Origin of the sequence: Paenibacillus tyrphae (genome assembly GCF_027925525.1) — a bacterium.
Lineage (GTDB): Bacteria > Bacillota > Bacilli > Paenibacillales > NBRC-103111 > Paenibacillus_G > Paenibacillus_G tyrfis_B.
Genome location: NZ_BSDJ01000001.1, coordinates 420,695 through 444,172 on the forward strand (window position 1 = coordinate 420,695; position 23,478 = coordinate 444,172).

At 51.2% G+C, this 23,478-nt stretch carries 25 protein-coding genes; 2 read left to right on the forward strand and 23 right to left on the reverse strand.

Translation table 11 applies throughout. The features are described from left to right. Positions 1–28 precede the first annotated feature (28 nt). The 20 genes from QMG93_RS01900 to QMG93_RS01990 form a co-directional block, all read right to left on the reverse strand. Positions 29–868 (reverse strand): PfkB family carbohydrate kinase, encoded by an 840-nt coding sequence (locus QMG93_RS01900; RefSeq protein WP_281933197.1) that lies wholly within the window; start codon positions 866–868, stop codon positions 29–31. A gap of 43 nt (positions 869–911) precedes the next feature. Further along, positions 912–1,649: a GntR family transcriptional regulator gene (locus tag QMG93_RS01905; protein ID WP_281933198.1), complete on the reverse strand. Its 738-nt coding sequence runs from the start codon at positions 1,647–1,649 to the stop codon at positions 912–914. A gap of 85 nt (positions 1,650–1,734) precedes the next feature. Next, positions 1,735–2,400, reverse strand: coding sequence for an HAD family hydrolase (locus QMG93_RS01910; RefSeq protein WP_281933281.1), 666 nt, complete (start codon positions 2,398–2,400; stop codon positions 1,735–1,737). A gap of 32 nt (positions 2,401–2,432) precedes the next feature. Then, positions 2,433–3,446 (reverse strand): SIS domain-containing protein, encoded by a 1,014-nt coding sequence (locus QMG93_RS01915; RefSeq protein WP_281933199.1) that lies wholly within the window; start codon positions 3,444–3,446, stop codon positions 2,433–2,435. 44 nt (positions 3,447–3,490) lie between these two features. Next, complete coding sequence (locus tag QMG93_RS01920) at positions 3,491–4,324, reverse strand: sugar phosphate isomerase/epimerase family protein (protein WP_281933200.1); 834 nt, start codon at positions 4,322–4,324, stop codon at positions 3,491–3,493. After that, positions 4,324–5,184: a sugar phosphate isomerase/epimerase family protein gene (locus tag QMG93_RS01925; RefSeq protein WP_281933201.1), complete on the reverse strand. Its 861-nt coding sequence runs from the start codon at positions 5,182–5,184 to the stop codon at positions 4,324–4,326. Before QMG93_RS01925 ends, QMG93_RS01920 begins: the two co-directional genes overlap by 1 nt. 6 nt (positions 5,185–5,190) lie before the next feature. Next, positions 5,191–6,024, reverse strand: a complete 834-nt coding sequence (locus QMG93_RS01930) for a carbohydrate ABC transporter permease (RefSeq protein WP_281933202.1) — start codon at positions 6,022–6,024, stop codon at positions 5,191–5,193. A 14-nt stretch (positions 6,025–6,038) separates the two neighbouring features. Next, positions 6,039–6,923 (reverse strand): carbohydrate ABC transporter permease, encoded by an 885-nt coding sequence (locus QMG93_RS01935; protein WP_281933203.1) that lies wholly within the window; start codon positions 6,921–6,923, stop codon positions 6,039–6,041. Positions 6,924–6,991: 68 nt separating this feature from the next. Further along, positions 6,992–8,296, reverse strand: coding sequence for an ABC transporter substrate-binding protein (locus QMG93_RS01940; protein ID WP_281933204.1), 1,305 nt, complete (start codon positions 8,294–8,296; stop codon positions 6,992–6,994). Between the two features lie 110 nt (positions 8,297–8,406). After that, positions 8,407–9,366 (reverse strand): 6-phosphofructokinase, encoded by a 960-nt coding sequence (gene pfkA / locus QMG93_RS01945; protein ID WP_281933205.1) that lies wholly within the window; start codon positions 9,364–9,366, stop codon positions 8,407–8,409. 250 nt (positions 9,367–9,616) lie between these two features. Next, entirely contained in the window at positions 9,617–10,228 is a 612-nt protein-coding gene (locus tag QMG93_RS01950; protein ID WP_281933206.1) for an alpha/beta hydrolase, read from the reverse strand. Next, positions 10,225–11,175 (reverse strand): ring-cleaving dioxygenase, encoded by a 951-nt coding sequence (locus tag QMG93_RS01955; protein WP_281933207.1) that lies wholly within the window; start codon positions 11,173–11,175, stop codon positions 10,225–10,227. The genes QMG93_RS01950 and QMG93_RS01955 overlap by 4 nt, the downstream gene beginning before the upstream one ends. A 62-nt stretch (positions 11,176–11,237) precedes the next feature. Beyond that, complete coding sequence (locus QMG93_RS01960; RefSeq protein ID WP_281933282.1) at positions 11,238–11,636, reverse strand: DoxX family protein; 399 nt, start codon at positions 11,634–11,636, stop codon at positions 11,238–11,240. Between the two features lie 322 nt (positions 11,637–11,958). Continuing rightward, positions 11,959–12,633, reverse strand: a complete 675-nt coding sequence (rpiA, locus tag QMG93_RS01965) for a ribose-5-phosphate isomerase RpiA (RefSeq protein ID WP_281933208.1) — start codon at positions 12,631–12,633, stop codon at positions 11,959–11,961. A gap of 93 nt (positions 12,634–12,726) precedes the next feature. Further along, entirely contained in the window at positions 12,727–13,326 is a 600-nt protein-coding gene (locus QMG93_RS01970) for a nitroreductase family protein (protein WP_281933209.1), read from the reverse strand. 172 nt (positions 13,327–13,498) lie between these two features. Further along, complete coding sequence (locus QMG93_RS01975; protein WP_281933210.1) at positions 13,499–14,578, reverse strand: LLM class flavin-dependent oxidoreductase; 1,080 nt, start codon at positions 14,576–14,578, stop codon at positions 13,499–13,501. Between the two features lie 1,397 nt (positions 14,579–15,975). Then, on the reverse strand, positions 15,976–16,407 hold the full coding sequence (locus QMG93_RS01980) for a hypothetical protein (RefSeq protein WP_281933211.1): 432 nt from the start codon (positions 16,405–16,407) through the stop codon (positions 15,976–15,978). A gap of 598 nt (positions 16,408–17,005) precedes the next feature. Continuing rightward, positions 17,006–17,272, reverse strand: a complete 267-nt coding sequence (locus tag QMG93_RS01985; RefSeq protein ID WP_281933212.1) for a hypothetical protein — start codon at positions 17,270–17,272, stop codon at positions 17,006–17,008. Continuing rightward, entirely contained in the window at positions 17,269–17,355 is an 87-nt protein-coding gene (locus QMG93_RS35295) for a hypothetical protein (protein WP_413789251.1), read from the reverse strand. Before QMG93_RS35295 ends, QMG93_RS01985 begins: the two co-directional genes overlap by 4 nt. Positions 17,356–17,625: 270 nt before the next feature. Beyond that, positions 17,626–18,351, reverse strand: coding sequence for a hypothetical protein (locus tag QMG93_RS01990; protein WP_281933213.1), 726 nt, complete (start codon positions 18,349–18,351; stop codon positions 17,626–17,628). Positions 18,352–18,653: 302 nt separating this feature from the next. On the opposite strand from QMG93_RS01990, the gene QMG93_RS01995 reads away from it, so the two are divergent. Further along, complete coding sequence (locus tag QMG93_RS01995) at positions 18,654–19,157, forward strand: RNA polymerase sigma factor (RefSeq protein WP_281933214.1); 504 nt, start codon at positions 18,654–18,656, stop codon at positions 19,155–19,157. Further along, the gene (locus tag QMG93_RS02000; RefSeq protein WP_281933215.1) at positions 19,150–20,199 is read left to right on the forward strand and encodes a DUF4179 domain-containing protein; all 1,050 of its coding nucleotides are present in this window, start codon (positions 19,150–19,152) and stop codon (positions 20,197–20,199) included. The genes QMG93_RS01995 and QMG93_RS02000 overlap by 8 nt, the downstream gene beginning before the upstream one ends. Positions 20,200–20,300: 101 nt before the next feature. Here QMG93_RS02000 and ant(6) read toward each other — a convergent pair whose 3' ends face one another. From ant(6) to QMG93_RS02015, 3 genes are all read right to left on the reverse strand, one after another. Next, a complete protein-coding gene (gene ant(6), locus QMG93_RS02005) occupies positions 20,301–21,164 on the reverse strand; it encodes an aminoglycoside 6-adenylyltransferase (RefSeq protein WP_281933216.1) in 864 nt (287 codons plus the stop codon). Positions 21,165–21,167: 3 nt separating this feature from the next. After that, positions 21,168–21,974: an oxalate:formate antiporter gene (locus QMG93_RS02010; protein WP_281933217.1), complete on the reverse strand. Its 807-nt coding sequence runs from the start codon at positions 21,972–21,974 to the stop codon at positions 21,168–21,170. A 102-nt stretch (positions 21,975–22,076) separates the two neighbouring features. Then, entirely contained in the window at positions 22,077–23,417 is a 1,341-nt protein-coding gene (locus QMG93_RS02015) for a PLP-dependent aminotransferase family protein (protein WP_281933218.1), read from the reverse strand. Between the last annotated feature and the right edge of the window lie 61 nt (positions 23,418–23,478).

Below are 23,478 nucleotides of genomic sequence, written 5' to 3' on the forward strand. Positions count from 1 at the left end.
ATACCACTATTCCCAAGCACTCCGGGTTTTAATAAGGCTTCCCGTAGCCGAAGGCTCCTTCGACCAGACATGTTTTGGCGGCAAACGCCGCGCCCGCGTCGAGCGCCTTCCGGACGGACGCCTCCGGGGCCTTGTTCCATTCCCCTTCCGTCAACAGCGCGAGCACAAAGGCGGTAAAGAACGAATCGCCCGCACCCAGCGTATCGACCGGCTGCACGAAATGAGGCTTTTGCAAATAAAACGCGCCGTTGTAATAAAGCAGCGCGCCCCGGCTGCCCATCGTCCCCAGGACACCCGTGCAGCCGTACTCCGCGGCGACGAACGCCAGCTTCTCCCGGACGGCGTCCTCCTCCATCGCCCCGCACGATAACAGGCACAGATCGACATGCGGGCATACCCGCTTCAAGTAGTCGTCGTCCCACTCGTCGGAGCAGTCGAAGGACAAGGGAACGCCCAGCGCCCGAAGCTCCGGCAGTTGGGACTCGATGCCGCTGTAAATGCTGGTATGAATCCATTGAAATTGCTTCATATAGGCATAGTCCGAATCATCGAATACGAGCGGATGCTCCTGCTGGACACCGCCTTTGTTCCATCCGACCATCACCCGGTCCCCGTCGATCAATTCGATGAGCGAGCAGCCGTTCTCGCCTTCCGCCGAACGGCAGCGGGACGTATCGACGCCAAGCTCGCTCAGCACCCGGTGTACATGACGGCCTTCCTCGTCGGTGCCGAAAATGCCAAGATACCCCGCCTGCGCTCCCAATTGTTTAGCGTATACGCTGAAATTCACCGCATTGCCGCCCGGATACATCGTGCTTTTATATACGTATTTATCGACGACGTTATCGCCTAAGCCCAGTACGTTCATGGATTGCCTCCTCCTTTGGTATATACCACTAAGCGCAAAAAAATTAGTTGTTTTTCACATTCAGCTTCGAAAAGAACCGGACGATATCCCCGCGGGTCAGCGCCTGCGAGAACTCGATTAATTTGTCGTTCTTATCGAAGGCCTGCGCCTCGACCAGAATGCACGGGCTATCGTTGCCGACGCGCAGCAGCTTGCTTTCCGCTTCGTCGCTAAGGGAAATCCGCATCGTCTGATCCGCACGCACGAGCTTGATCCCGTAATGCTCCTCCAGCACCTCGTACAAGGAGATGTCCTCCAAATTCATGTGCGCTTCGATTCCCGGGCAGTACGCGTAAGGAATATACGAAAGCTCGATGGAGACGGGAATTTCGTCGGCATAGCGGACCCGTTTGATCGACCAGATCTCCTCTTCTTCCGAAATCCCGAGCATCTTGGCCACGAAGCCGTTGGCCGGCTCCTTGCGCTTGTAGATCGTATTCGTCGAAGGCCGAAGCCCTTTGCTCAATATATTTTTGGAGAAGCTGGTAAATTCGACGAAATCCAATTGAATGCGCCGGTTCGTCACGAACGTGCCCGATCCGACGACCCGTTCCACGAAGCCCTCCCGCTCCAAAATAGAAATCGCATGACGGGCGGTCATCCGGCTGATCTGATACTGCGCGGCTAACTCACGCTCCGAAGGAAGCTTGTCGCCTTGCTTCCATTTCCCGCTTTCGATTTCTTGAATGAACAAATTTTTAATTTGCTGGTAAAACGGGATATGGTCTCCTGCTTTATTCATATGGAACCCCTGTCACGCGCTCGATTAGCGAATTACCGTCCCCATGGACGGCCAATTCCAGCATAGCAGATGACCGTAAAAACGGTCAAGGAAGCGGCGAAGCCTGCAATTCTCCAATGACGTCCTCCAGCGGCCGGTCAGTCATGGAACGAAGACGGCCGTCCACGTTGCCAAAGGCCAACTGCTCGGTAACCGGATTCGGAACGATGACGCACCATAACCCGGCCGCTTTCGCGGCGGCGGCTCCGTTGGCGGAATCCTCGAAGGCCAGAGCTTCATGCGCCTCGATTCCCAGCGCCTGGATCGCCTTGAGATACAGCTCGGGGTCCGGCTTCACGTTCGCGACGTCGTCTTTGGTCTTGATGACCTCGAACGAATCGAGCAAGCCGAATCTGCGCAGAAACGATTCCACCCACGCCCGATCGGAGCTGGAAGCCAGTCCCACTTTCAGCCCCAACCGTCGGGCCGCTTCGATATATTCCGCGACCCCGTCGCGCAGCGTGACCGTCTCCATCTTCACGGCATGCAGCTTGGCCGCCGCTTTCCTCACTTCGGAGATATCCGTCCGTCCTTCGGCCATTTGCCGGATATAGGCCTCGATCTGGCCTCCGTGCGACCCGACGCAAGCCGCGAATACTTCCGTCGGAAAGGGGATGTCGTACCCGCCTAACACCTCGGCATAGCAGTCGAACCATGCGGATTCCGTATCCACGATTAAACCGTCGAAATCAAATACAATTGCTTTAATAATAGTTGCTCACTCCCGCCGGTTCTGTCGTTCCCTCAATATTGAACCCGCCTGTAGTACCTTCTGGTCGTTAAAGGGTGGTTGCGGACGTGCTCCAAATGACAGCTTACGCGTTCGAGCAAGGCCGCCGCGACGACAGGGGACACATATTTCCGGTAGGCCGGCGAGATGCCCGCCAACTCGTAGTCCGCCGTATCGAAGACGGTCAGCTCGTCCGTATAGCTCTTGGCGAAACGCTCCACCCGGTCCATCAGCGGACGGGTCTCATCCTCCCCTTTGAGCAGGATCAGACTCATATCCTTCTCGATCAATTCGAGCGCGCCGTGAAAGAAATCGGAAGCATGGACCGGTCTTGTTTTGATCCACTGCATTTCCTCCAGAATACACATCGCGTAATAATACGCCTCGCCCCAGGTATTCCCGGAGCCGACCATCATATGATAGTCTTCGTTCCGGTAGCGTTCGGCAAAAGCCTTCGCGCGCGCCTCCGTTCGTTCCTTCACGTCAAGCAGCGCCTCGGGGAGCCGCTCCCACTCCGCGACCAGGCGGTCATAATCGGGAAACTCCCCTCTATTATACATAATCCGGAAAGCCAACAAGTAAAATTGGATGAAAAAAGATTCGCAGGACGTATCGTCCTCGGCGAAATTGACGATGCTGTAGTCGGTCAGCCCGGCTAACGGAGTCCCGGCTTTGCCCGTAAAGCTGATCGTCGCTGCGCCCCGATCCTTGCAATATTGTGCCGCTTCGACGGTTTCCTGGGTCGTGCCGGACAAGGAAGCCAGAACGACAAGCGACCGCTCGCTAAAATGCTTATGATCCATCGTCACGAACTCCGCAGCAATTTCCCGATACACCGGAAGCGTCGAGTGAGTCCGAAGCACGTATTCGACGGGTGACATCAAGATTCCCGCGCCGCCGGAGCCGATCAGAAACAAATTCGTAAAGCCGCGCGCGGTGACCTCCTCCAGGGCTTGATTGATTTGGTCCCGGCAAGCCACGGCACCGCTCTGGATTCTCTGATAACGGTCTCTATCAAAATTGAACATGTGGATGACCCCTCCTGGGAATTGAATTTCCGAGAGCAGCAGCCTTATTGCCCGAGCGCCTCGCGAACCGCCTGCAGCCCCTTTTTTAAAGGCCTGATCGGATCGAGCAAGTACCTTTCCGCACAAATTTCGAGAGTCAGGTACCCCGGATAGCCATGCTTCGAGAGCTGATTCAAATAATCGCGCAGGGGAAGACGGCCGTCCCCCCAGGTCAGATGATCGCTATCGATAAAATGAATATGGCGCAGATCGTTCCCCAGCGCTTGAAAGCAATCGTCGAACGTTTCCCCCGCCGCATGCATCGGACAAGTATCGACGACCGCCTTCAGCCGGTCGGAGCCGACCTCCTGCAGCATTCGGGCCTGCGTCTTTGTGTTCGTCACCAGATTGGATTCGAAAGGCTCCAACTGCTCCAGCACCATCGTAATCCCCAGCTCCTCCGCCTTGCGGGAAAGCTGCTGCAGCGAGTCACGCGAGCGTTCCCACGCCTCCCCAACCGGTTCTTTGCGGTAGCCCCAACCGGGCACGATCTGGAACAGGCCCGACCCGAGCTCCGCGGCGGCCTCCAGCGCTTTCGTAAAGTAACGGAGACTGCGGTCGCGGATATCCTTCTCCCTGGCGGCAATATTAACCGGATACACGCACTGCTCGGGCGTGAAGCAGATGACGTTCAAGCCTCTCCGTTCGATTTCTCTTCGAATGCCGCCGACCTGGCGCAGCGTTACATCCTCCACATACAGATGCGGCGAGCCTCCCCACAGCTCGATATGTTCGAGTCCGAGCTCGACCATGGCATCCAGAAAATAATCCAGTGTATACAGCAGAAAATGCTCGTTCATTCCCGCGAACCGCGTCAGCGGAATCGTTCCCATCACCATCAGGCCTTTCCCCCTTCCGGCCCCTGCAGGCCCAACGCCTTCCGGATCGTGCCGATCGATTGCTCCAAATGCCGGTCGGGATCCAAGTAGTGCTTGACTCCGCACGTCTCCAGGCCGATGTACCCTTGATATCCCCGTTCGTCCAGCTCCTTCAGGAACGCGGCGATCGGCAGGTTCCCCGACCCGAGCGGCACGTGCCCCTGCGGACTGCCGTCGCAAAGATGGATATGGTTCACGCGTCCCGCCAATTCGGTAAAATAAGCTGCCAGCGAGTCGCCTGCGACGACCATGGGCACCGTATCTACATTGCAGCCCAAATACGGCGATCCGATGTCTTGCATCATCCGTTTAGCGGTTTGCAGATTGTGAACGAGGTTCGACTCATGGTACAGCAACGGCTCCATCGTCAAATGTATTCCAAGCGTCTCCGCCTTCCTGACGATGAGCTCGATAGCGTCTCTGGACCTTTTCCAGGCGTCGTCCGTCGGTTTATCGTAATACCCTCTCCCCGCCACGATTTGCATCAGACCGGTGCCGAGCTCGGACGCGATATCCAAGCTTTTGAGCGCGTAGGCTATACTCCGCCGGCGCAAAGCCTCGTCTTCGGCCGCAAGGTTGATCGGATAGACGCACGTTTCCGGCGTGAAGCAAGCGATGGCAAGCCCGCGGGCTTCGATTCCGCGCCGGAGGCGGCTTACATCGGACAGCTTCAAGTCTTCAATCGGCACGTGCGGCGAGCCGCCCCATAATTCGACGGCCTGCAGCTCCAGCGAAACCAGCTTATCGAGAAAGTAATCCAGCGGATACAGCACATAGTGAATATTCATCGGCGCAATTTGAGACATCGTCACGGTTCCCACGCCCGATCACCCCTTTACGCTTCCGGCCGACAATCCGCGGACGAATTGCCGTTGGAACAGAATAAATACAAGGATCATCGGCAGCGCCGCCATCGATAACGCGGCCAACTGCATGCCGAAGCCGGCGGTCAGTCTGCCTTTCAGGTTCAGGATGCCGACCGGAATCGTCCATTGGTTGCCGTTTTCGAGGAACGTGATCGCGAACATAAATTCATTCCAGATGACGATCGTCGCAAGCAAAGCCGCAGAGATGATAATCGGCCGGCTCATCGGAATAATGACGCTCCACAGAAGCTTCCACGAATTCCCTCCGTCCAGAAAGGTCGCCTCCTCCACATCCCGCGGGATCGAAAGGAAGTAAGAGCGGATCAAGAAGACGGAGAAAGGAATCTGAAAGGCCGCATATGGAATAATGAGCCCCCAATACGTGTTGTACAGATGAAACAATTTTAAGATTTGATATAAAGAGACGATGCTTGCTTGGGGAGCCATCATCAGTCCGCTTAAAATAATCAAAAAGATGACATGCCTGCCTTTAAACTGAAACCGGGAGATCGCGTAAGCCGCCAGCGTGCTGATCAGCACGGCCAGCAGCACGGACACCGTGGTAACGAAGACGCTGTTGAAAAAATACCGTCCCACCCCCGACTCCCAGGCGACTTGGAAATTGCTGAATTTCCACTGTTTCGGCAAAATCCAGCTGTTGGCAAAAAACTCCTGATTGTTTTTGAAGCCGTTCATCATCATCCACAGGATCGGATAAATCACGCTTATGGCGTACAGGACGAAAAAGGCGAGCAGCAATCCGAAGAAAATACGGCTTTTTATTGTTTTGTGCACGTTCCTTTCGCCTCCTAGTCGTCTTTGGCCGTACCGGACAGTTTGATTTGACATAGGGACAGGAGCATCGTAATCACGAAGACGACCGTCGCAATCGAAGCGGCGTAGCCCATCTCGTCGTTCCGGAAAGCCGCGCGGTACAGCATGGTGCCCAGGACCTCCGTGGAGCGGCCGGGACCGCCCGAGGTCAAAATGTAAATTTCGTCGAACAGCTTGTATGCGCCCAGCACCGTAATCATCGACGCGACCAGAATCATCTCTTTGACGCTAGGGAGCGTCACGGCAAAAAAGCTTCGGACGGGGCCCGCCCCGTCGAGATCGGCGGCTTCGTAGAAATCCTTCGGGATATTATGCATCGCGATCAAAAATAGCATCACGTTATAGCCGATATACTGCCATTGGGACACCCAGATCGCCGCATAGATGGCCAGGTCGCTGTCTCCCAGCCAAGGCTGTGCCAAGGCATGCAGCCCCAGCGCCTTCAAGCCCAAGTTGATGATGCCCGTATCGGGGTTATAGATAAATTGCCACAGCAAGCCGATTACCACGAACGAGATCACGGATGGGATAAAAAATACGGTGCGGAAAAAAGGCTGCATCTTCTGAAACAGCTTATGCTCCAGGATCGCGGCAATCACGAGTGCCGCGCCGACCTGAAACACGAAAGAAATGACGGCATACAGCGAATTGTTCCGAACCGCCGTATAAAATACGGGATCGGCGAACAAACGCCTAAAGTTATCGAAGCCGATAAAGGTCTTATTCGGGGAAAAGGCATTGAAGCTGAACAGGCTATAATAAAGATTCAAGGCGATCGGAGCGAGAACAAAAACGCTTACAAACACCAAAGCCGGTAAGGCGTACAAGCTTGCCAGCCTGCGATTTCGGAAAACATTCATGTGCCTTTTCTCCTTTCGGGAAGATCAAGGGGCTACCGATTCAGCAACCCTTTGACGGGGACTTCCGGTCATTTTAGATCTTTGACTTCCTTGGCGACCTGCTGAACTTCCTTCATGATGTCCTCGGGGGACTTAAAGCCTTCCATCAGCGGAGCGGCCGAGGTCCAGTACACGTCGACCAGCTTGGAATTGATCTGCACATCGAGCCATTCGTTCACTCCGTGATCCAGCAGCAGCTGCATGGCTTTCACGTTTTGCGGGAAGGAAGTGTCTTTGTTCACTGCGCCGATGACGGAGCTTTGCCATGTGTTCATCTTGACCATTTTTTCCGCATTCGCCTTGCTGGTCAAAAACTTCAGGAAATCAATGGCCTCGTCCGGATGCTTGGACTCGGACGAGACGACGAAGCCGTCCGCCCCTCCGACAATGGACTTCAGATCGCCGTCCTCCCCTTCTATCGGCGGCATCGGGAACACGTCCCAGTTATCTCCCATCGCCTCGACCATTTGCGGGAATTCTTCGGAGTAGGAGTAGTACATCGCGCTTTTGCCAGCCAGGAACGATTGGAGCGCCATATCGGCCGGGGTCGTATTGACGTTCGAATTAAAGTAGCCTTTGTCTTGCAGCTCCTTGAATTTTTTAAGCGCATCCACATAGCCGGGATTCGTCCATTCGCCGGTTTTGTAATTGTAGTCCTTCGCGCGGACCTCCGGATTGACCATCATGAGATTGAACGCCGTCTCGTAGTGGATCGATGCCCAAATATCTTGCTGGCCGTAAGCGATCGGCGTCACGCCCGCGTTTTTCAGGGTCTCGCATAGTTTCATGAATTCGTCGTACGTTTTAGGCTCCTGCAAATGATGCTTGGCGAAAATTTCTTTATTGTAGACGAAAAATTTGCCTAACAGACGCAGCGGAATGCCATAGGTCTTCCCTTCATATTGATAAGACTTCAACGCCGAAGGAATGAAGCTGTTTTTCCACGCCGGATCGTTCTCCAGATAGGAGCTTACATCCTTGACCACGCCGGCCCGAATATATTTTTGGGCATATTCGCTGCCCCAGGAGAAGAAAATATCCGGTACGTCGCTGCCTCCCAGGATGACTTTCATTTTATCCTTCAACGTCTCGTCATAAATGGCTTCCGCCTGAATCTTGATGTTCGGATGGCTTTGCTCGTATTCCTTGATCACTTCGTCGAAATAACCGCTGTAAACGGGCTGCGGCCAGGATCGCAGCACCTTCAGCGTAATTTGCTTGCCGTCGCCGGCCGCCTTGCCGCCTCCTTCGTCGGAGTTGGAATTGGAGCAAGCCGTCATCGTAAGCGCCAAGCACAGGGTTGCCGTTGTAGCCATGCTAATGGTTTTGTTCATCGCAGTCACTCCCGCCATTTTGTTATATGGTATATACCATTTATTTGAAGCTTCGGCTCTCTTGCAGTCAAGATGCCGACAAGAAGCGTGCCAACCTGTTGTTGTCCTTTTCAGATCGATAAATTTTGCAGAATCGCTGCCAGCGACACGTCGTTGTGATTCTCTTGTCGAATCGGATCGTCGTAACGGTGCGCCACGATTTTATTGCTTACGATGCCAAGCAGCCTGCCCCGTTCGCCGCGGGTTAGCAGATGAACGGCCTCGACGCCCCAGCGGCTTCCGAGCACCCGGTCCGCCGCCGTCGGACTTCCGCCTCGTTGAAGGTGGCCGAGCACGGTGGTCCGGACGTCGTAGCCCGCCATCGCTTTGATGCGGCTTGCAATGTCCGCGCCCGATCCGACGCCTTCCGCCGAAAGTATGATGCTGTGCCGCTTGCCGTCCCGGATCGAAGCCTGCAATTTCCGGATCAGATCCTCGATTCTAAATTCGATCTCCGGAACGATCACATATTCGGCGCCGCAGGCGACTCCGGCCCATAGGGCGATGCTTCCGCTGTTGCGTCCCATCACCTCGATCAGGCCGATCCGGTCATGAGAGAACGAGGTGTCCCGAATCCGGTCCGCGGCTTCCACCACCGTATTGACCGCCGTATCGAAGCCCAGGGTCATCTCCGTTCCCGGCATGTCGTTGTCGATCGTTCCCGGAATGCAGACCGTAGCGACGCCTTCCGCCTCCAGCTTCTTCGCTCCTTCGAACGAGCCGTTCCCGCCGATCACGACAACGCTTTCGATTCCGGAAGCTTGAAGCTGCCTGACCGCCCGGGCTCTGCCTTCCTCGGTGCGGAATCGTTCCGACCGGCTGGTCTGCAGCATCGTTCCGCCGCGATGAATGATTCCCCCCACATCGCGCTCGGACAGCCTCTTGATTCGCCCTTCGATCAGCCCCTCGTAGCCTCCGTATACCCCGAATACTTCGCAACCGAGACGGATGCCTTCCCGAACGACGGCCCGGATGGCGACGTTCATGCCCGGAGAGTCTCCGCCGCTTGTTAACACGGCTATTTTTCTCATCCGTATCCCCCCTATATCCAATTTCCTGTAAGCGTTTTAATGGTATATACCAATATTACATGACTTCCTCCGTTCCCGCAAGTCTTTTCTTCCGAGGCCATGCGAAGGATCGATCGGCATGCATGAAAAAAGGCCTCCGGCCGCCGAAAAGCAAGGTTCAATCCTGCTTTCCGACAGCCAAGGCCCGCTGTATTGTATTGTGACACCTTTGCTTGCTGCGCTTTCGTTTCGCTCGTTTCGTCCGTTTCGTTTACAGTCCGAATTGCGCTTCGAACCAAGCTGCGGCCGCATCGGCTTCCATCGGCGTAAGCTGATGGCCGTACCGCTCCCAATGGACCGTCACCGTTGCCCCCGCTCCGCTAAGCAGCCCCTCCAGCTCTTCGGTTTCCTGAGCCGAACAGATCGGATCGTTCGTCCCCGCTCCGATGAAGACCGGGATACCAGACAGATCCGGGAGCTCGATGCCTCTTCGCGGAACCATGGGATGATGCAGGATGGCGCCTTGCAGGGCGTTCCGGTAATGAAACAGCAGACTGCCTGCAATGTTCGCTCCGTTCGAATAGCCTACCGCGACGAGGCGGCTGCGGTCAAATCCGTATTGCGCGGCGGCCTGATCCAGAAACTCGTTGACTTCCTGCGTGCGGAAGACAAGATCCTCTTCGTCGAACACGCCTTCGGCAAGCCGGCGGAAGAATCGGGGCATCCCGTTCTCCAGCACATTGCCCCGCAGGCTGAGTACGGAGGAATCCGGCGATATGCGCTTCGCCAGCGGCAGCAGGTCCCGCTCAGTCCCCCCCGTACCATGGAAGAGCACCAAGGTCGGCGCTTCTTCGTGGCGGCCCTTTTCGAAAATGTGCTTCATGAACGTTTCCCCTCCAATGCCCTCACTTGAATCGGCAGCAGATTCGCCTCAATCGCGGCACGATGGGGTTCATACCACTCGGGCAGCATTAATTTCTCGCCCAGCGTTTCGGCAGGTTCGTCACGGGCGAAGCCCGGCGGATCGGTTGCGATCTCGAACAGAATGCCCCCGGCCTCGCGGAAATAGAGCGCATTGAAATATTGGCGGTCGATGATGGACGTCGGGCGATAGCCGTAGCTCTGAACTTCGCCCTGCCACTGGGCATGCTGCTCGAAATCCGCCGCGCGCCACGCGATATGATGAATAGTGCCCGCACCTTCGCTGCCCCGGCTCACAGCCGCGAGCGGGACATCGATCACGTTGCCGAGCTCCCCGGCGGACCGGAAGCGAGCATACTCGCCGTCTTCCGCGACCTTCTCCAAGCCAAGCAGATGTACCAGCGCGTCCGTTGTTTTGTTCGGGTCGGTGCTGAATAGCACGGCGCCTCCGAAGCCCTTGATCGCTTTGTCAATCGGAATCCCGCCAAACGACCAGCCGCTGTTCGGGCCTTCCTCCCGTTCAACCAGCTCCAGCCGCAGCCCTTCATTATCTTCGAATTGCAGGAACGTCTCCGAGAAGCGGTTTGCTCTCGTTACGGTAATCCCGAAGCTTGCGAGACGGTCCTCCCAGTACCCGAGAGCGCCCGCAGGGACGGCATACGTCGTTATGCCGACTTGACCGCCGCCGACCCGGCCTTTACGCGAGTTCGGCCACGGGAAGAACGTTATGATCGTTCCCGGGCTTCCCGCTTCGTTGCCGAAGTACAGATGATATACCTCGGGAGCGTCGAAGTTGATCGTTTTCTTCACCAGACGCAGCCCCAGAATGCCTGCATAAAAATCAACGTTGGCCTGCGGATCTCTTGCAAAAGCCGTAATATGATGAATACCGGATGTTTGTAATGTCATAAGAAAATCCTCCTCTATTTTAGGTTATTTCATGACTTAGTCATCTCATGATTCGTGCCAAATTATTTAAGCAATGCATCCAGCGAATAAGCGCCGGCGCCCGTCAATGCCACGCCGATAGCGACAACCAGCAGCACGAGTTGGTATTCGTACCCGTTGGCGGTAGACCAGAGGCCGTTCGGACCGTGTACCTTCACGATCGCACCAAGCATGGTCGCGGCGATCAGCACCGCAGCCAGCGGGGTAAGCAGACCGACTGCAAAAAGGACGCCTCCGAGCAATTCCATCAGTCCGGCCAATACCGCCATGACGACGCCCGGCTTGATGCCGACCGACTCCATCCACCCGCCGGTTCCCTTCGGACCGTAGCCGCCGAACCAGCCGAACAGCTTCTGCACCCCGTGCCCGATAAACAGCAGCCCAACCACCAAACGAACCAACAACAATCCCAATGCCAACATCATCATCATCCTCCATTATTTTTAATTTGTTATTCTTAATTTTAAGATATTTAACGTAGCTTCCTTACAAAAATATTACCGCATAGCTTACAACATCTCGGTGCCACATATAGGACCAATTACTCTGCTTCACGCCTTCACGCTAAGCAAGCCACCCTACTTCCCAAAAGCACGGCCTATGCTTCCCCCAATCGCTCCACCCTTTCGTACGCTATCGTTAATGCACCCCTGAATTCCTCCTTGCTGATATCTTTAATTTAATTATCTTGATTTAAAGATAAATCATTTTGTGATCTATGTCAATAGTCAATTTAGAAAAAAATCAGGTTCCGGACTTCGTTCTGACCGTCCCGTCGGGATGCCCTACCACGATCAGATCCGCCATGTTGACGAACAACCCGTTCTCCACGACTCCGGGCAGCTTGTTCAGCTCCACAGTCAATTCGCCGGGATTCGGAATCGACCCAAACTGGCAGTCGATCACGTAATTTCCGTTATCCGTCACGAAGGGAGCCCCGTCCCTTATCCGCAGAACCGGTGCGCAGCCCATTTGCCTCAGCTGCTTGCTTGTCATCTCCCAACCGAACGGCACGACTTCAACGGGAAGCGGAAATTGGCCCAATTCGGGTACGCATTTGGAATGATCGACGACGACAATGAAGCGGTCCGAAAATGACGCAATCATTTTCTCCCGCAGCAAAGCTCCTCCCCCGCCCTTGATCAGCTCATCCTTCGGACTAACCTCGTCCGCACCGTCCACGGTCAGATCCAACGGTGCTTGCAACTGGGCAAGCGGAAGAAGAGGAACCCCCGCTTCGCGTGCCAGCTTCTCGGTCTGGACGGATGTCGGCACAGCCTCGATCTGCAGCCCTTCCTTAACCAGCTCGCCGAGCCTGAGAATAGTCCAATATACCGTCGAACCGGTTCCAAGACCGATTCTCATCCCATCGCTTATGTATTCCGCCGCTTTCTCGCCGGCTGCTTGTTTCGCATCCATCTTAGCGCCCCCGATCGTGCAGACTTTCCCCCGGCAGCCGGTAGACCGGCAGGACGTAACCTCCACACCGGTCGGTTGCTGCTGGCAGGTTCTTTAAGTATAAATTTTAACACGCTCCTCCAGCGGTTTAAACTCCTTGTCGCCAGGAGGCGCCGTAGGCTTACCGAACGGCATCTGGGCAATAAGCTCCCACGTTTCCGGCAGGCTCCATTCCGCTCTGACCTTATCGTCGATCAGTGGGTTATAATGCTGCAGCGATGCCCCCAAGCCTTCGTTCGCCAGCGCGGTCCAGATGACATACTGGAGCATGCCCGACGACTGCTGGGCCCAGGTCGGAAAACGCTCCTGATAGGTGGGGAATTGAGCTTGCAGCGCTTCGATCACGGCCATATCTTCGAAGTACAGAATAGTGCCGTAGGCGGCGCGGAACCCGTCCATACGCTTCTGGGTCGAAGCAAACTGGTCTTCGGGCACAATCGCCTTCAACACCTGCGTTGTAATCTCCCACAGCTTATCGTGATGCTTTCCGAACAAAGCAACGGCCCGCGCGCTTTGCGAGTTGAAGGAGGAAGGCGTGTGCTTCACCGCTTCATAGACGATTTCCCGGATTTTATCGTCCGGAACGGTCGATTCTTTGCTTAATGTGTAGATGGTCCGCCTTTTCTTCGCCAAGGTTAGAAATTCATTTGCCACTGTTCCACATCTCCTGTCGCGAATTGGGTATTAGCTTTACACCTCTTACAAGCTTCCCGAAAACCTATCGCCTTTATTCGTTGTTTTTGTCTCGATAAGCTTCATTAACCGTTCTGCCGCATCCGTAAACCGCAATCCCCTACCTACCGCAACACCGCTTCCGCTGTCGGCTCTATGCCTTCTGAACGGAAACGATGTCCCGCTGCGTCGCCGGTTCGCTTTCCCAGACGGTACTTGGAATCTCGCGCCGCAGCACCGGGGCTACATCCGCCGCGAACCGTTCCATCTGCTCGCGCTGCTCCGCTTCCGTCAATCCGTCGACACTGATACTGAGTACTTGATGTCCGTAGGCCCGATGGTAATTCAGAATCTTCTCTATCACGAAGTCAGCGCTGCCGACCAGAACGGGGCCGTTCTTGATGTTATCCTCCAGATCCCGGAAGGGCGATTGGTTATGCTGGGCCGCTGCTGTGGTGGTAAAAGCGTCGTAGTAAGGGCGAAAGCGTCTGACCGCTTCCTCGGAGGTATTAGCCAAATACAAGCTGCCTGCGCCTGCACCGACGACGGCGTCCTTCGGATCGCGGCCATAATAGGCCCACCGTTCGCGGTAATGATCGATTAGCGCTTTATACTTGGCTTGGAGATGAAATGTATTGGACGAGAAGATCGGCTCGCCGTATTTTGCGGCCAATTCTGTGGAAATCGTGCTGGATGCGCTGCCGTGCCATACGGGAATAGGCTGCTGGAGAGGTCTGGGCTGTGTGGTCACGTTGTCCAGCGACGGGCGATATCGCCCCTGCCAGGTGACGTTCTCTTCATTCCATAATCGCTTGAGCAGAGCATACCGTTCCGACAGCGATGCCCACTGCTCCTCCTCGGTGATGCCGAAGAGCGGATAGTGGCGGGGATCGTTGCCCTTGCCGATGATCAGCTCCAGCCGACCGCCGCAGAGGTGGTCAAGCGTAGCGTAGTCTTCGGCCACACGCACCGGGTCGAGCACGCTCAAGACGGTCACGGTGGTCAATAGGCGGATTCGCGAGGTTCTGGCCGCGATAGCGCTCAGGATCACCGGCGGCGAGGAGGACAGGAACGGGGCGCCATGCCGCTCGCCCACACCGTAAGCATCAAAACCGAGCTCCTCCGCGAGCATCGCTTGCTTCAGCACGTTCTGAAATTTTTGCTGCGCCGTCAAAACTTCCCCCGTCACGGCGTTGGGGAGATTCATCACAAGGCTGGACAAAACAAATTTCATTCACGCGACCTCCTTCGCTGCAACGAAGTCTTTAGTTTATGAAAATGTTACCATACGCCCGGTGAACCTACAATGATTTTTTCTTATTATTCCGATTAATTTACTATGTATAAATATCATAGCTTTCCAGCGTGCCTCGGTTGCTTCCATTACGGAAAATCGCCCTCAGCCTGCAAGTTGGGGTGATTCGAGCAATTAGCAAACGGGTGGGCTCCTGCATAAGATGCCTTATCACTTACAGAAACACTCAATCCCCCTTCATAAGGAGTGAAGTCAAATGGCCTATATGCCTACGTCCCCCCCTCCTCCATTTGTCCCAGAAGAACCTGCTACCTCTTATATTATTGACTGCGTATTTCAATACACCTATGTCTGGTTATGGAATGGTGACAGCTTCTGGTTTTACCCGACTCGGGTTGAGTATGGTGAAGTTTCAGGCTATCGTTGGAATGGGCTTTTCTGGTCTTATTATGGAATAGATCCAAGATTGATCAGATCTGTTTCATGCCCTCCAGTTCCCACTTTATACTAGAAACCACATCAGATCAGCAGCCTCGCTGTGCTAACGGGCAGGGTGAATGAATTAACATTTATACCCACGTTTGGCATTCCTTCTGCCCGTAGTTCAGTGTCGTGAGGGATCTACATACATATGCATTACTGGTATGCGTAACTCTTGCCGCAATTTGTTCCACAAAAAAATCGCCCAAGGCGAAATTTATTTGGAAACAAAAAATAGAAAGGAGAAATCTTATTGTTTGTTTATTGGTACAATATTACTTTGGTGCTGATGCTTTTCATATTAATTGGAGTTGCTATTATCCTTATGATTTTCTCTTTCCGTAAATAGAGAAAAAAGCCTGCAACTTTCTTATAGTAATAGCTCCCAGAATGAAAGAAAACAAAAAACTGCTCTTGCCATAAATTGAACAAGGGCCATTTTCTGCATGGTTTCAAACAATCATGGTTTTGGCTTTTTCTTTATCGCATCTAACATAGCAACAAAAAGTGTCATGAGAACAGAGTACAATAAAGACTTCGCATAGCTTGGTTCAGGGAAAATGTAGTAGTAAGTTAGTACACAGTTGGCTATGAAAAAAAGTATGTATTTCATGATGATATTCATGTATTCTTAGCCCTCCTTTTTAAACGATGAAATAATTAAAGCCCCTAAGAACCAAACAACACCGCCTACAAGACGGGCTCCAATTGAAACGTCTTTATCACTGAAATAATGTATGATCGCCCAAAAAACAGTAAACGATAGCCCCTACTGCAGAAATTCCGAGAAAAACAAAGATCGGCCCTTGCCGCAGGATTGCGAACAGGAGCCGTCTTTTTAAATTGTTCCACGAAATCAAAATCGCCGTTCAAAGCTGAAAATCGGATTTATAGGTTCAAGCGGCATACACTTTAGACAATAAGAAATTTAAACCACCGCCACCAGGGATACCAGGTATACTCCAAAATGTATCTATATAAACTCCATTTCCATTATCCGCATAAACGATCTGAGCACCTTTAACTACAAATACCCCTACGATTATACTTGCTATCCAAGTTGGCACACCAAGTGCTGCAAAAATACCAGATAATGCTCCGCCAGATATTGCGGATATTCCGCCATAATAAAGTGCTTTAGCTTTAATATCTTCTGTTAATTGGTGAGATAAAAAAATACGGTATCCCCACCATAGAAGTTCATAATCCCGATACGCAGATGTATTAATGGATTGGGTGCCAATGCCAGATTTAACTGATTGAGATGATGCTTTTAAACTGTTTCGCTCTGTGACAGTAAGATGTTGAGTAGCAGGGATTTTCTCCACCTGAGCATTTGCTTGTTCTAGCGCCTTTTTTACGATTTCGATTTCTTGTTTTTTGTTAGGGTATTGGAAGCATTTTCGCTAAGGATAAATTTCTTTGACACCAATTTTACGTAAGGATCTGCCTTGCGAATTAACTCCTCCGTTACCCCAAAATTTCCTGCCTTTGTTTCTTGTGTTTCTTTCGTTTCTTGTGCTGCAAGTGCTGAACTGGTAATCAGAAGCACTAGCATAATTGTTGCTATGAATGCCGACAATAGTTTTAATATATTTTTCCTTTATTTCAATGAATTGCTATAAAACACAATTGAATATACCATATTTAAAAATTAGTGTAAATTGTAATAAAGTATCTTACATAAAAGGAGTGTTGGTATTAATGAGAAATATGATTATTAATTTGATTTCTTCGTTTTTACTGGGGATTTTTGCTTTATATTTATTCACAAGAACCTTAGAATTAAAAGGTGTAATCATTTGCTTGATAGGTGTAGGGATATTGGCGCTAGGTTATCTTGTTGTTTACCTAGTCAAGAAGTTGAAATAAACACACTCGCTGGCACTCAGCATTAGTGCGCCTTCAACGCTTAAATACAGCGTACTAGCTTGTACCAATAGTTGTCGGCAATGACCTTCCTGTAATCAGGGCCGTTAACAATCGCTCGCGTAAAAGTTTCTCAACCTGCTCCTCGCTATAACCAAGCTCCGCCAGCCTTCGGGCAGCAAACCCGGCACCTGTCGATGCCCTGTATACCGCGTCATGTAAATCCTTAATTCCGTATAACCGTTCAAAGATTGCGCCGATCCGGGCAAGGTAAACAATCCGCTCCTCACTTTCCCCGACCAATAACTTTTCATACTGCATCATCCACACACCTTCAGCTTCAGCTTAGAAGAAGACTTTTGAGCCATCAGAATATACCGATCTAAACGCTGGCTGCGCTGCACCACCTCCTTGTCGGAAAACGAACCTTTTTTTCTCAACTAGTCGTACCAATTCCCGCAATTCTATGGATAGCCGGATCTGGCATCTTTTGCGGTTAATCAGCCCAAAGCCTGATGGATTCATAACACTGGACTTGTTCTTCTGATGCATATTTTCGATGTTTTTCAAATAAAGAGACGCAGCGGGCCAAGTCCTCATATCGCTTCATATCCAAGCATAGGGAAATACAGAGTAACGTTTCTTTCACCCCGCTTTCGTAGCGCTCTTTATTAAACTCATAAATAGCTTTGTGATAGCGATATTTGATATTGAAGATGTCGATCCGAGAGAATCGGATCATGGTTAAATAAATCGAACCGTGCAATGGAGCCGGAAAAGCGCAACAACACATGATCAACATTGAACCCATATGTATTCGCTGACTTTACGATAGCAATCAGCCCGGCCACAATGTCATTTAACCGGTTTAGGCTCTCCAAATAATCGGCATATTCATTAACCATGCTCTCGTTTCCAGTTAACATTTCAAGCGTGTATAAATTCGCTTTCCCCCAAATCTTAAACTGCTCCACTTCTTTCTGACCAGATGCATCGAGGGGTTCGAACCATTCCAGATCAGCATAGCTTCGTATATATTTTTTCGACTGCTCATATAACCCTTGCCTTTCAAGCACAGCTCCTCTATACAAAAGCCCCATACCGTAATAATAAACGGGATGCCGTTTGGGCGTTACCTCTCTATCTCCGCATTGAATCATGCTCAGCTCCACCATCTCGCTCGCATATTCTTCAACCTCATTCCACTTTTTCAACGAATAACAAGTTCGAGCTAGTTGAAATAACGCATCTAATCGATAATTCTCCAGCAATCGTTTTCTAAACGGATCAAAACGGATAATGGCCTTCCAACTCTTTTCCGCATCCGTACCTTGCGTGACCATAAATAACCGGTAATGACTCATCGCCAGCATCTCGGAAAAGCTATCTTTGACATTCTCCACGACAAGCTCATAGAAGTGTTCCGATTCTTTTTGTTTTAAACAAAATTACCACAATATTCCATAACAATAAAACAACAAATTTACATTTGTTAAAATAATCAGATTGATGTTTACTTGTAGGAAAATTCGATCCTTCCATACCCTTCAACCACTCTTGATAGATCTAGCTGTTTTCGTTTTACATAGGATGGATGGCATGAAAAGCGATTACACGAATATTACCATTAGGTGAAATAAAAAAATTTAACCGGAAACGAGATATTTTCGAGTTACCGATCGTGTTGTATGTAGGAGGCGAAAACATGGAAAGCAATTCTTTAGCGCGTACGGATAAAGAATTGGCTGAACTCTATCAACGGCATGCAGATCTAGTTTATAGGTTGTGCTATATCTATTTGAAAAACCCTGTTGATGCAGAAGACGCTGTTCAATCTGTATTTATAAAGCTCATCCAATCTCAAATGGTTTTTAACGATCATGAGCATGAAAAAGCGTGGTTGACGGTAACTACCCAAAATCACTGCAAGGACATTTTAAAAAATTGGTGGAGAATCCGCCGTGTGGCTTTGGACACTTTACCGGAAGTTCCTTCTTGGGATGGTCATGAGTCGTCAGGGAAGGTGCTTGCCAGACTGCTTTCACTGCCCGAAAAATATAAAACTGTGTTGTATCTTTACTATTTCGAGGAGTACTCGGTAAGAGAAATATCAGAGATGTTAGGACACAAGGAAAGCACGATCCAAACGCATTTATCCAGAGGCCGAAAACTCCTTAAACTTGACCTGGGAGGGAATTATCTTGAGTGACAAGCATATTAATCGGCTATTTGAAGCATTTGCGCCAAACACGGAGCAAAAAGAAAAAATGTTACAGAACATTTTAGTACAGAGCCAGAATGAAAATAAAAGACGGAGAGAGCTTGCTCCCGTGAAACGTTGGAGACCTGCGATTCTGTGTGCCATACTGATTGGCTGTTTAACTTCAACAGCTTTGGCAGCGGCATATATGGGATTGGATGAAGCATTTTTAAAATTTCTGAAGCCGGTAAATCAGGAGCAGGCACAATATTTGTCAAATGGCGCTTATGTGATTAACAAGCAAGTGGAAAACGAAAATGGAACGCTTACCATTAAGCAAGCGATCGGCGACAGTAATACGACCTATATCCTAATGGACTTTACGGCTCCGAAAGGCACGGTGTTAAATGCGGCACGATACCGTTTTGAGCTTCCCCATCTTACCTATGATGAGGCGGGACGTGATAAATTATGGAGTAGTTACGGGTACCAAGTGCTAGACGATGGCAATCCGAATGACAATAAAATTAGCTTGGTTATGAGTATCGGGACCGACAATTCCATAGCAGGCAAAACCGTTGATTTCTCAGTCGAAAATTTACAAGCAATCAATCCGCTTACGAACAATTTTGAAACGGTTATACCGGGTTATTGGGGAACAACGCTTAAGCTGGATTTCAAGGATACTTCTCGTCTTTATCAGATGGATCAAGACATCACCCTGTATGGGTATAAGGCCGTATTCAAGACAATCTCGATCTCGCCCATTTCAATGACTTTAAAGGTTGACAGCAATTATTTGGAGGAAATTAACAATTTCACTCTCGGTTTGAGGCAAGAAGATGGTGAAGGTGCCTATTTGGATCACTTCCCAATCACGATAAACTACAAAGACGGCACCTCAGAAACGACAAACCTTTTAACCGGTTCAACTATAAAGGATTTAATGACTGGTCAAATGATCACGACCAAATCTTTCAAAAATCTTATCAATGATAAGGAAATCGCGTCTGTCGTATTTTTTGATAAAGAAATTCCGATTAAAGACTAATCTCCATTACACTAAAGTAAGCGTCAAATACTCTCATGCGTGCTTGGCCGCATATGCAAATAAGCTTCCTCACCGGAAGCTCATTTGCATTGAATATTTATTTATCCTGCCTCATTGTGGTATCGATAAATATTTTCCGTATACAGGGTGATGACCTTATCGTAGTCCGGATATGGATATGCCAGAGTCTCCGCTACAGCCCTAGAGTATTTTCTGAACAACTCGTAACAGATGAATAGCGATTTCCACATATTGGGGTAACTATTACCGGAGCAGGTAGCAAGCAAATCTTCCCAACTATCCGCCGGGAGGTAACGGTCGATAAATTTGTAATTCTTCCCTACGCTAAAGGAATAGCCAAGTTTGGAGCCGATTTCCCAGGACATCATTCTTAACAAATTAGGCCGAACAATTTCATTCAAGTGATCGACTGCGAAAAGTATTTCCTTTCTTGCCAGCCCTTTCACCACATAAGTTGATGTCATCCAAAATTCGTTGCAGCAATCATCGAACTCTTTTTCGGTCGGTTTTTTGATCCAATATTGACGATCGTTTGCGATGACTTCATGTTTAACGATCCCGTCCTTATCGAGCAAGATCTTCACCAAGCCGTCGCTTTGTTCAAAATAATCGTCTACTTCGTTTAGCGGAATAAGGGTAAGGTCCAGCTTATTGCCGTCTTCGAATAGAATAATGTACGAAAACCAATTGCCTAATTCGGATGGAAAGAGTTCCATAGCTTCGGGTTTTTGCATCATAGCCGGTTTTCCGAAGTTTGTTAGCCATTGATCGTCTGCTTTAAAAGAATCCATATCTGTTACAAAATAAGCAATATCAAAATCTTGAAACGGATCGGAGGGAATATTGGGGTTCGTACGGGAACCTTCCAATGTAACCAATCGGATTCTGCTATCATTTGCGGCCAGACCGACAAGAATCTCCATCATTTCTTGTTCATCTTTCACGATTTAATCCTCCATTTTCGTAGAGTCGGCTGATGCGTAAACGTTATCGAGATAGGCAACGGCAACTTGCTCGGCTTTCGTTCGATGCACCAAACGATCGGAAGAAAGACGAAGACGTCGATATAAAAGAATAGACGATTGCAAGGCTTGGTAACAACTTTCCAAATGATAAGAAGGCACGGTTTGTTGCAACTCCTCAACCGCGCGGACCGCGAATTGCTCGATTCTTCTCGTACCATTGGGGAGCCGTCCGTTTTCGGCCAAAATCAACGGCCCCAGTACAGCGCTGCGTATGCAGCAAAGAATATCGATCACTTCAAACAACTCACCTCTCCCCAGTTTCGCTGCTCCGCTATGAATCCATATCCAAAACCGGTCTTCGATCCATTGAGGATCGGGGTGCGGATAGCAAGGCACCGTACTGCGAAGTATAGCCCGGATTTCCGTCCCCCTTTCCCAAAGAATGACAGGGTCCTCAATTCGTTCTTCCAGCTCCTTGGGCATCAAAAACTTGTAATCGACATGGAGCGGCACGGAACCATCATATAGGCAGATGACCAGCTTCGGCTCTCCGACATGTTCGCCGGTTAAAACCGACAGCACGGTACCCAGGCTCTCCGCCATATGTATGCGTTGCTGCATGATTTCGTCCCGATAATCGGGATGATATACCACGATAAGATCCAAATCACTGTACTCATCCATGGCACCCGTTATCATGGAACCGCCCCCAAGGAGCCCGATGATGCGATGATCTTCGATCAATTTCATTTTAACGGTCTCGATAAAATGTTCATATCGGAGAAGCATGATTCAAAACACTCCTACCAGTAAATTGGGCATTACGCCAGAATATCACTTTGCAAACCTCTTGTCAAAATCAACTTGTCATGCAGCTCCGTCCCAATCGCTCTACCACCCGTTCCCCCGCCGCACTTCCTGGACAATCGCCCGGATCCCCTCGTCGATCCGCTCCCGCTGCGCCCGCGAAACGCTGATGCGGATGAACTTCTCCCGCTCCGCGTAATCCGCCAAATAAAACGGCTTGCCGGAAACGACGCTGACCTTCCTCTCTGCAAGCCGCTTCATCAGACGCTCAATATTGACCGTCTTCGGCAGCTTGAACTGGACATAGACGCCGTAGCGGACATCCGCGGCTTCGATCAGCCCCGCTTCGTTATGCCGCCGCAGTGCCTCGTTCAACTCGCGCATCCGCTCCTCGTACAAGCCGTAGATTTTGTGCTTGTGCCGCTCATACATGCCGTTCTTGATATAAATTTCGAGCGCCGCCTGGGAGAGCAGCGAGGTGTCGGGGTAATTTTTGTACTTATGGTACGTCTTCAGCAGCCGCTCCGGCAGCACGACGGCTCCGAGCCTCAGGCCGGGAAAAATGATTTTGGAGAAGCTTTTCAAATAAACGACGTGCGAGCTCCGGTCATAAGCGTGAATCGGGTCGAACCGCTCGGCGCCGAGGTCCGCCATATAATCGTCCTCCACGACGTACACGTCGTATTTGCCGGCCAGCCGGGCGATCGCCTTCCGCTCCTCTGCGCTGTACGAGGTGCCGAGCGGATTGTGGTATCTCGACATCGTGTAAAAAAACTTGATGCCGCCGCTGCGGAACTGCTCATCCAGCTCCTGCAAATCGATCCCCTTCGCCGTCCGCGCGATGCCGCGAACCGGAATGCCCTCTGCCTCCAAAAAGCGCAAATACAAATCGTAGCTCGGCTGCTCGACCAGAATGGTCGTCTTTCCGTTCGGAAACGGCATCTTTGCCAAAATTTCCAGCGCCTGCTGCACGCCTGAGCTGACGAGAATCCGCTCCGCCTTGGCAAACACCTGATCGCCGGCCAAATGGGAAACAAGCGTCTGGCGCAGCGTTTCCAGCCCGTGCGAATCGCCGTAAGTAAACAGATGGTATTTGTACGTATCAATCGCCTTGTTCAGGCAATGCTGGAAATCCAAATACGGAAACACGTCCAAATCCGGCGACGCCGAAGTAAAATCGATCGTCTCGCTGACCGTGCCGCTTCGCCAGTCTCCCGACTTCTCGACTACGTAATAGCCGCTCTGCGGGACCGAATAGATCGCGTGGCGCTTCTCCAGCTCGGCATAGGCTCGAATAATCGTGCTGATGCTGCAGCCGTACTCTTCCGCCGCGCTGCGGACGGACGGCAGCTTCCGGCCGGGACCGAAGTGCCCTTCCCGGATTTTATGCTCCATATCGGATAAGATCGCGACAAACTTTTTCATAATCCGCCCCCTTGCTCCCCTTATTATACACGAATCCGATCAACTGTATCGGTACAGTTGC